This window comes from Corallococcus sp. AB049A, assembly GCF_003668885.1.
Lineage (GTDB): Bacteria > Myxococcota > Myxococcia > Myxococcales > Myxococcaceae > Corallococcus > Corallococcus interemptor.
Genome location: NZ_RAWL01000050.1, coordinates 24,859 through 31,041, shown reverse-complemented (window position 1 = coordinate 31,041; position 6,183 = coordinate 24,859). Strand labels below are relative to the sequence as shown.

Sequence of the window (6,183 nt, the reverse complement as noted above, 5' to 3'; positions counted from 1 at the left end):
GTCGCGGACCATGTTCGCCATGCGCTCACGGAGGTCCTCGCCCACGCGCTCGCGGATGGCGGACACGAGGGTCTCCGTGTCCACCGGGCCGGGGCCCTGCGCCTGGGGCTGGAAGCCGCCCACGTGCTGCTCCCCGTACCCGCCGCGCATCGTGTGGCCCATGGCGCCCATCGACTCGCGGATGGCGTCGCCCAGCCGGTCGCGCAGCGCCTCGTGCAGGTGCTCGCGCAGGTTGCTGGACAGCCGCTCGTGGAGCGCGTCCACCAGGCGCCCGCGCAGCGCCTCGGCGATGCGCTCCGGGTCCACCATCCCCATCCCCACGCCCTGCGGCTGGAAGCCCATGACGCCCTGGGCGCGCTCGCTGATCCGGGCGCGCAGTTCGTCGCCCAGGCGCTCGCGCAGCGCGTCCCGCACGCGCTCACGCAGGCCGGTCTGGATGCGCTCGCGGAGGGTGTCCGCCAGGCGCTCGCGGAGGGTGTCCGCCAGGCGCTCCGGGTCGATCTGCCCCATGCCCTGCATCCGGCGCTCGGACAGCGCGGAGCGCAGCATGTCCGGCAGCCGCTCCTTCATCGCCTCGCGGATGCGCTCGCGCATGACGGTGTGGATCCGCTCGGACACGGCGTCGGCGATGCGGGTGCGCATGGCGTCGGCGATGCGCTCCGGGTCCATCATCCCCATGCCCTCCATGCCGCCCATCCTCCGCTCCATCATCGCGGTGCGGATGGCCTCGCCCAGACGCTCGCGCAGGACGTCGCGAACGCGCTCACGCGCGACGGTGACCAGGCGCTCGCGCAGGGAGTCCTCCAGCTTGATGCGCACGCGCTCGGCGATGCGCTGCGGGTCGAAGTGCCCGTGCCCCTGCTGCATGCTCATCCAGTTCTCGGCCAGGGCGGTGCGCAGCGCCTCGCCCATCCGCTCCCGCAGCACCTCGCGGGCGCGCTCGTGCACGCCGGACACCACGCGCTCGTGGATGACGTCGGTGAGGCGGTGGTGGATGGCCTCGGCGATCGGCTCCGTGTCGAACGGCGTGCCCATCCCCATCCCCTCGCCCTGCGGCATGTTCACCATGCGCTCACGCAGCGCACCGCGGAGCGCGTCGCTCACGCGCTCGCGGATCTCCGTGCCGATCCGATCCTCCAGGCCGGACACGACGCGCTCGTGCACGGCGTCGACGATGCGGGCCTTGAGGGCCTCGGCGAACATCTGCTGCCCCTGCATGGAGAACTGTTCCTGGTTCATTCAACTGCCTCGTGGGTACTGCGGGTAGAACGGCGAGGCGCATTGATAGAGATTGAGGTCCGGCCCGAATACGGGGCCCGGGTCTCGCGTGAGCGTTGGCCCGGACGCTTCGGACCCTGCTCGCGGGAGGGGCAGGCGGGCACGGGAGCCACTGGTGAACTGTGCGGCCTCCCGAACATGCAGGCCCCGGAACGGAAGGGAAAATTCTTCCCGCACTTGCGGTTCGTGTCCGGGATGAGCCAGCCCTCACGGTGTCCCGAAGCACGCCCGGTCGTCCGGCGGAGAAGGTCGTTCGAACCGAAGAAGGGGCGGCTTGTCGCGCCGCTTGGGGGGCTGCTGCTGCTCGGGCTCCTGACCGGCTGTCCGCTCATGCCCAGCTACCCGGATGAGGCCGGCCCCCGCTATGGCGGAGACTACCGGCCGGTCGTCCCCACCGCGGTGGAGCCTCCCTCCTCGGTGACCGTGGTGACGTACAACCTGGCCTTCGCCGAGCAGGTCACGGACGCCATCGCCTCCCTGTCGACCCCGCCGCTCGCGAACGCGGACGTCATCGCGATGCAGGAGATGGACGCGCCCTCCGTGGAGCGCATCGCCCGGGAGCTGGGGCTGTCCTACGTCTACTACCCGGCCTCCGTGGCGAAGGACGGGGACGACTTCGGCAATGCGGTATTGAGCCGGTGGCCCATCACCGCGGACAGGAAGATCAACCTCCCGCACGACGACCCGTATCACCAGCAGCACCGCATCGGGGTGGCCGCGACGGTGGACATCCGGGGGACGCCCTTCCAGGTGGTCTCCGTGCACGGCGCGACCCCCATCGTGGGGCTGGGCGCCCGGTTGGACCAGGCGGAGACCGTCATCCACTCGGTGGAGGGCGAGGCGCCGTCGCAGGTCATCGCCGGGGACTTCAACACCTCCGACCCGGGCAGCCTCACGCAGACGGTGAAGCTGTTCTCGAAGTGGGGCTTCCAGTGGGCGTCCGAAGGCGTGGGCGACACCGTGGACTCCGTCATCGGCGGCCTGCCGCTGGACTCCGTCTTCGTCCGGGGCCTCACCCCCGTGGAGCGCGGCGTGGACCGGCGCCCCTCCGGGAGTGATCACCAGCCGGTCTGGGTGCGCTTCGGGTGGCCGCGGTGACGGCCCGGTGGATGGGCAGGACCCTGGCGGTGGGCGCGCTGCTCCTGGTGGGCCCCGGCTGTCTGAGCGGAGCGCGGAACCTGGGCGCGGCGACGACGCCCGAGGGGACGACCGAGGTCGGCGTCTCCGTGAACACGATTGCCTTCGAGCGCGGCCGGGAGCGGGCCTACCTGCCCAACCCGGAGCTCACCTTCCGCAAGGGCGCGGGCGACAACTGGGACTGGGGCGGACGCCTCACCCTGCTGGGCCTGGAGCTGGGGACGCGGCACCGGCTGGTGGAGCGCTCGCCCTGGACCGTGTCGGTCGCTCCCAGCGCGGGCGTCGGGTACGTGCCCATCACCAACAACACCACGGAGCCCTTCAACTTCCGGCTGGGCGCCCAGACGCTGGTGGACTACCGGCTCAACCCTCGGTGGACGCTGACCGGGGGCGCGTCCCTGATGGGGACCTTCGCGGGCCCGCTCACCGTCTTCCAGGGCAGGTTCAACGGCGCGCACCTGATGTTCGCGCCGGGCGGTTCGCTGGGCGTCGCGTACCGGCTCTCTCCCTCCCTGGAGCTTCGGGCGGAGGGTGGCCTGGAGCTCCCGTTCGACGTCAGGGACGGCCGCCGTCAGCCGGCCGGCTACGCCGGACTGACGCTGCGGTGGGGGCACACGTCGCGTCGATGACGCGGAGGTGACAGCGGCCCGGAGCCCCGGGACGGGTAGCCGGAGCGGGTGGAGGCACCAGCTTGCGCCACTCGCTTCGCACCCTCTGGGGGCTTCATGTCCTTGCCGCGCCGCTGGCCGGTTCCGTTCGCTGTCTGTCTTTGCCTCGGGTTGAGCTGGGGGCTGCTGGCGGCGGCGGCCCGGGCCCCGGAGCCCGTCGCGCGGGCCCTGCCGGGAGGCTTCTCCTCGGAGCTGGTGGTGGGCGGCCTGCATTACCCCACCACGTTCGCGCACCTGCCGGATGGGCGCATCCTCGTCGCGGAGAAGTCGGGCGTGGTGCGGCTGGTGAAGGACGGCGTGCTGCAGTCCGCGCCCTTCCTCGACGTCAGCGCGCGGGTGAACAACCACCACGACCGGGGCCTGCTGGGGCTCGCGGTGGACCCGGACTTCGCGCGGAACGGCTACGTCTACCTGCTCTACACCTACGACACCGATGCCACGGACGACGACGGCCCCAAGACGTCGCGCCTGGCGCGGTACACGGCGGTGGGGGACACGGCGTCGCCGTCCAGCGAACTCGTGCTGGTGGGCACCGCGGTGGCCAGCTCCTGCAAGGACCTGCCTCCCGGCTCGGACTGCATCCCCTCGGACAGCGCCTCCCACTCCGTGGGCAACGTCCGCTTCGCGCCGGACGGCACGCTCTTCGTGTCGCTGGGAGACGGGGCCCGCTTCGACGGCGTGGATGACGACGCGTTGCGGGCTCAGGACCTGGACTCGCTGGCGGGCAAGCTGCTGCGCGTGACGCGCACCGGCGCGGGCGTGCCGTCGAACCCGTTCTGGAATGGGGATGGCCAGGCCAACCGCTCGAAGGTGTGGGCGCTGGGCTTGCGCAATCCCTACCGCTTCAACCTGCGGCCCGGCACCGCCACGCCCTACGTGGGGGACGTCGGCTGGAACGAGCACGAGGAGATCAACGTCGCGGCGCCGGGCTCGAACTTCGGCTGGCCCTGCTACGAGGGCCCGGGCCGCCAGCGCGGCTATGAGCCCAAGGCCGTGTGCCAGGCGCTGTACGCGCGGGGGCCGGGCGCGGTGCGGCCGCCGCTGTACTCATGGACGCACGCCGAAGGACAGACGTCCACGGGCGGCGCCTTCATCTTGGACCCGGCGTTCCCGGAGCAGTGGCGGGGCGCGTATTTCTTCGCGGACTACGCCCAGCAGTGGATCCGGGCCCTGCGGGTGGATGAGCACGACCAGCTCGTTCCGGGCAGCGTGGCGGCCTTCGCCACGGAGGCGGGCGGCGTCGTGGACCTGAGCAGCGGGCCGGACTCGCAGCTCCACGTCGTGGACATCCTCGCCGGAGAGCTGCGCCGCATCCGCTACCCGGCCAACAACACGCCGCCGGTCGCGGTGGCCTCGGCCACGCCGCGCGAGGGTGTACCTCCCTTGCAGGTGTTCTTCTCCAGCGCCGGCTCCCGCGACGCGGACGGCGACGCGCTCCAGTACCTGTGGGACTTCGGGGACGGCGTCTCCATGTCGGGCGTGGCGAACCCGGAGCACACCTACGAGATGGCCGGCCTCTACGTGGCCCGGCTGACCGTCAGCGACGGACATGGCGGCAGCCACACGGCCTCCGTGCGCATCTCCGTGGGGAACCTGTCGCCCGTGGTGACCCTGCTCGCGCCGCCGGAGTCCTTTCGCTTCAAGGTGGGGGACGTGGTGACGTACGCGGGCTCGGCGAGCGACGCGGAGGACGGAGCCATCCCGGACAACCGCCTGGCGTGGACCGTCACGCTGGTGCACTGCACCCCGGGCGCGTGCCATTCGCATCCGTACGGCGAAAGCCAGGGACCTGGCGGCACGCTCACCATCCCTGACCACGGCGATGACGTGCGCTTCGAATTGACGCTGACCGCGACGGACTCGGCGGGACTGACGGGCAGCCGGACGGTGACGCTGCTTCCCCGGAAGGTGCAGGTGACGGTGCAGACGTCACCGCCCGGGATGGAGGTGGTGTTCGACGGCACGGCCGGCCCGGCGCCTCGGGTGCGCTCCGTGATCGCGGGCTCCACGCACACGGTCATCGCGCCATCACCTCAAGGCGCCTACGGCTTCGTCGGCTGGTCCGACGGCGGGCCCGCGGAGCACACCTTCCAGGTGGGCACGGAGGACGTGGGCCTCACGGCCTTCTTCGAACCTGTCGCGCCCACGGAGTGCCCGCCGGGCCAGTACCGGGCGGAGTACTTCACCAACCGGGAGCTGGCGGGCTCCCCGGTGCGGGTGCGCTGCGAGGGGGCTCCGCTCATGAATTACTGGTGGGCAGGCAGCCCCGTGGAGGGCGTGGGGCCGGATGACTTCTCCGTGCGCTGGACGGGGCGCTTCTCCTTCGCGACGGGCCTGTACTTCTTCATGGCCCAGGCGGACGACGGCATCCGCGTCTTCGTGGATGGCAGCCGCGTCATCAATGGCTGGAGGGACCAATCCTCCACCAGCTACGTGCAGGCACGCTGGATGCGCTCCGGTGAGCACTCCGTCGTCGTCGAGTACTACGAGCACGGCGGTGACGCCGTCGCCGGGCTCCAGTGGTTCCGGTAGCCGGTGAAAGCGCTCGTGGTCGCGCCGCCGCCGTAATAGACGAGGCGGATGCCCGAGAAGAACGACGTCATCCGGACCGCCACCTGTGCGTGTGGACAGGTGGAACTCGAAGGGCGGGGACCGCCCATCATCCACGTCGAGTGCTTCTGCGACGACTGCCAGGAGGGGGGCCGCCGGATCGAAGCCCTTCCGAACGCGCCGTCGCCTCGCGGCCCGCTGGGCGGCACGGACTTCATCCTCTACCGGAAGGATCGCCTCCGCGTCTCCCGGGGAGAGCCGCTCCTGTCGGGCTTCACGCTCAAGGACGCTTCCCCGACGAAGCGGCTCGTCGCGACGTGCTGCAACTCGGGGATGTACATGGACATGGGCTCGGGGCCGCACTGGTACTCGGTCTACGGCAACCGGTTCACCGGCGAGGTGCCACCGTTGGAGCTGCGCACCTGCACCCGCTACAAACCCGCGGGCGTGGAGCTCCCCAACGATGTCCCGAACCATCCGAGCTTCCTGTCGGTCCGGTTCATGACGAAGCTCTTCCTCGCGTGGATCCCCATGCTGCTGAAGCGCTGAT

The 6,183-nt window shown here is 71.2% G+C and carries 5 protein-coding genes; 4 read left to right on the top strand and 1 reads right to left on the bottom strand.

Going from position 1 to position 6,183, the window contains the following annotated elements:
• A partial coding sequence (locus D7X55_RS08170; RefSeq protein ID WP_121722720.1) for a hypothetical protein occupies positions 1-1,239 on the bottom strand: 1,239 nt, incomplete at its 3' end.
• Between the two features lie 369 nt (positions 1,240-1,608).
• Between D7X55_RS08170 and D7X55_RS08165 the strand changes: the two genes are divergently transcribed.
• From D7X55_RS08165 to D7X55_RS08150, 4 genes are all read left to right on the top strand, one after another.
• Positions 1,609-2,376 carry an endonuclease/exonuclease/phosphatase family protein gene (locus D7X55_RS08165; protein ID WP_233609697.1) on the top strand — a complete coding sequence of 256 codons (768 nt, stop codon included), beginning with the start codon at positions 1,609-1,611 and terminating at the stop codon, positions 2,374-2,376.
• Positions 2,377-2,387: 11 nt separating this feature from the next.
• Entirely contained in the window at positions 2,388-3,044 is a 657-nt protein-coding gene (locus D7X55_RS08160; protein WP_233609694.1) for a hypothetical protein, read from the top strand.
• Positions 3,045-3,140: 96 nt separating this feature from the next.
• A complete protein-coding gene (locus tag D7X55_RS08155) occupies positions 3,141-5,615 on the top strand; it encodes a PQQ-dependent sugar dehydrogenase (protein ID WP_121722718.1) in 2,475 nt (824 codons plus the stop codon).
• A gap of 48 nt (positions 5,616-5,663) precedes the next feature.
• On the top strand, positions 5,664-6,182 hold the full coding sequence (locus tag D7X55_RS08150) for a GFA family protein (RefSeq protein WP_120546582.1): 519 nt from the start codon (positions 5,664-5,666) through the stop codon (positions 6,180-6,182).
• The last annotated feature ends 1 nt before the right edge of the window (position 6,183 follow it).